Consider the following 2,528-nt stretch of genomic DNA (forward strand, 5'->3'; position numbering starts at 1 on the left):
GCAGCACCCCACCACCCCCGCAACCCCGCCACCTCCTCCCCCCGGAGGTCATGCTCTTCGCCACCGGCCGCCACCGCACCGCCACCACCCCGCCCCTCGACCCGGACCTGAACGCGCTCTGCCGGATGTGCCAGATCCCCACCTCGATCGCCGAGGTCTCCGCCTATCTCCGCCAGTCGCTCGACGCCACCCGCACCCTCGTCCAGCGCGGCATCGACACCGGCCTGCTCGTCGCCGACGTCGCGGATCTCGGCCGGGAAGGGCGGCCTCCCCTCGCCCTCCTGCACCGCGTCCACCAGGGATTGCTGCGGCTGTGAACTAGACACTTCCAGGATCCGGCGAACCTAGGCTTCCGCCATGGCGACCCAACTACTGGCGTCCTCCGACGTGCTCGGCTACGTGAGCGAGCATTCGCAAGCCGAGGACGAGATCCTGCGCGAACTGCGCGACGAGACGGCCTCGCTGCCCATGGGCGCGGCGATGCAGGTGTCCGCGGAAGAAGGCCGGCTGCTCGCGATGCTGGTCAAGCTCACCCGGGCGCGCCTGGTGGTGGAGGTCGGCACCTTCACCGGCTACAGCTCCCTCTGCATGGCCCGGGCGCTGCCCGCCTCCGGGCTGCTCATCACCTGCGACATCACCGACCGCTGGCCGGCGTTCGGCCGGCCCTACTGGCGGCGGGCCGGCGTCGAAGACCGGATCGACCTGCGGATCGATCCCGCCACGCAGGTGCTCGACACCCTCTTCTACGAGTACGGGCCGGGCACGGTCGACCTGGTCTTCATCGACGCCGACAAGGTCGGGTACGCCGCCTACTACGAAGCCGCGCTCGGGCTGCTGGCCCCCGACGGGCTCATCGTCGTCGACAACACCCTCTTCTTCGGGCGCGTCGCCGACCCCGCGGCCCAGGACCCGGACACGGTCGCCATCCGCGAGTTCAACCGCTTCGTGCGCGACGACCCGCGCGTGGAGATGTCGCTGCTGCCGATGGCCGACGGCATCACGCTCATCCGCAAGGTGGGCTGAAGCGCACGAAGAAGGCCCGCTCCCGGTCCGGGAGCGGGCCTTCTTGCTACGTCCCTCAGCGGGCGCCGACCGGCTCGCCGAGGTCCGGCGCCACCAGCGTGACCGTCGTGGGCTCCTCCTGCCGCACCGGCTCCAGGTGCAGCCGCTGCAGGCCCGGGACCTCGCCGTCGGGCAGCACGGCCGTGCACGCGCACGCGTCGTCCGCGAAACCCGCGAAGCGGTAGGCGATCTCCATCATCCGGTTGCGGTCGGTCGCCCGGAAGTCGGCGACCAGGTGCGCGTCGGCGGCGGCCGCCTGGTTGGCCAGCCAGCGCAGGATGATCGAGCCCGCGCCGAACGAGACCACGCGGCAGGACGTCGCCAGCAGCTTCAGGTGCCAGAACTCCTCGAACATCTCCAGCAGGATCACGCCGACCGCGCCGTGCGGCCCGAACCGGTCGCGCATGCTGACCACCAGCACCCGGTGCGCCGGGTCGTCGAGCAGCGAGCGCAGCTTCTCGTCGGAGTAGTGGATGCCGGTGGCGTTCATCTGGCTCGTGCGCCGCGTCAGCTCCTCCACCCGGGACAGCTCGGTGCCGGTGGCGGGCAGGATCGTCATCCGCAGGTCCAGCGAGCGCAGGAAGTCCTCGTCCGGGCCGGCGAACCCGGCCTGGGCCGCCTGGCGGCGGAAGGACGCCTGGTACATCTGACGCCGCCGCCGCGAATCGACCGTGACCGTCTCCGGGCTGAACTCCGGCAGGTTCGCCAGCTCCAGCACGTCCTCGGCGCGGTAGGTGCGGACCTGCGGGTGGTGGTAGGTCACCTCCGCCAGCTCGCTGTCGCGGTCGTCGACGAACGCGATCGTGTCGAGGGCGAACTTCAGCTCGTCCGCGATCGCCTTGACCGACTGCGACTTCGCGTGCCAGCCGATCTGCGGCAGCACGAAGTACTCCGCGAGGCCCAGCTCCTCGAGCCGCGCCCAGGCGTGTTCGTGGTCGTTCTTGCTCGCCACCGACTGCAGGATGCCGCGCGCGTCGAGGGTCTTCACCAGCTGCCGGATCTCTTCGGAAACCTCGACCGCGCCGTCTTCGAGCAGCGTGCCGTTCCACAGGGTTTCGTCGAGGTCCCACACCAGGCACTTGACGATGGTCGTGCTTGCCACCGGAGTCCTCCTCAGTCGCCGGAATTCACGAGGACACGGGTGTGCCCCGCCAGGATGAGCTGGCAGATCTCGTTGCTGCCTTCGATGAGTTCCATCAGCTTCGCGTCGCGGTGCGCCCGGGCGACCACGTGGCCGTCCTGGGCCGCGGCCGACGCCAGCACCTGCACCGCCGCGCCCGAACCGCGGGCCGCCGCCGTCGAGCTGACGTACTTGGCCAGCACGGTCGCGACGACCATTTCGGGGGACCGCCCGTCCCAGGCGCGGCTGGCGTGTTCGCACACGCGGGTCGCGGCCTGCTCGTCGGCGTACAGGTCGGCCAGGTGCCGGGCGACGAGCTGGCGGTCGGCCAGCGCCACCCCGCCCT

Annotated in this window: 4 protein-coding genes; 2 read left to right on the top strand and 2 right to left on the bottom strand. The window is 71.0% G+C overall.

The genetic code is table 11. From position 1 onward, the window contains the following. Both G3I65_RS18710 and G3I65_RS18715 read left to right on the top strand, forming a co-directional pair. On the top strand, positions 1-317 hold a 317-nt coding region (locus tag G3I65_RS18710; RefSeq protein ID WP_203612426.1), incomplete at its 5' end, for a DUF742 domain-containing protein. 40 nt (positions 318-357) lie between these two features. Beyond that, complete coding sequence (locus tag G3I65_RS18715; RefSeq protein ID WP_160697255.1) at positions 358-1,023, top strand: O-methyltransferase; 666 nt, start codon at positions 358-360, stop codon at positions 1,021-1,023. Positions 1,024-1,078: 55 nt separating this feature from the next. Here G3I65_RS18715 and G3I65_RS18720 read toward each other — a convergent pair whose 3' ends face one another. Next, positions 1,079-2,164 carry an HAD family hydrolase gene (locus tag G3I65_RS18720; RefSeq protein WP_160697256.1) on the bottom strand — a complete coding sequence of 362 codons (1,086 nt, stop codon included), beginning with the start codon at positions 2,162-2,164 and terminating at the stop codon, positions 1,079-1,081. Positions 2,165-2,175: 11 nt separating this feature from the next. Beyond that, a partial coding sequence (locus G3I65_RS18725; RefSeq protein WP_255481922.1) for an acyl-CoA dehydrogenase family protein occupies positions 2,176-2,528 on the bottom strand: 353 nt, incomplete at its 5' end.

Origin of the sequence: Amycolatopsis sp. SID8362 (assembly GCF_010550475.1) — a bacterium.
Lineage (GTDB): Bacteria > Actinomycetota > Actinomycetes > Mycobacteriales > Pseudonocardiaceae > Amycolatopsis > Amycolatopsis eburnea.

Excerpts from the sequence above, each read along its gene's own strand:
- G3I65_RS18715 (WP_160697255.1), top strand. The coding sequence starts at position 358 with ATGGCGACCCAACTACTGGCGTCCTCCGACGTGCTCGGCTACGTGAGC.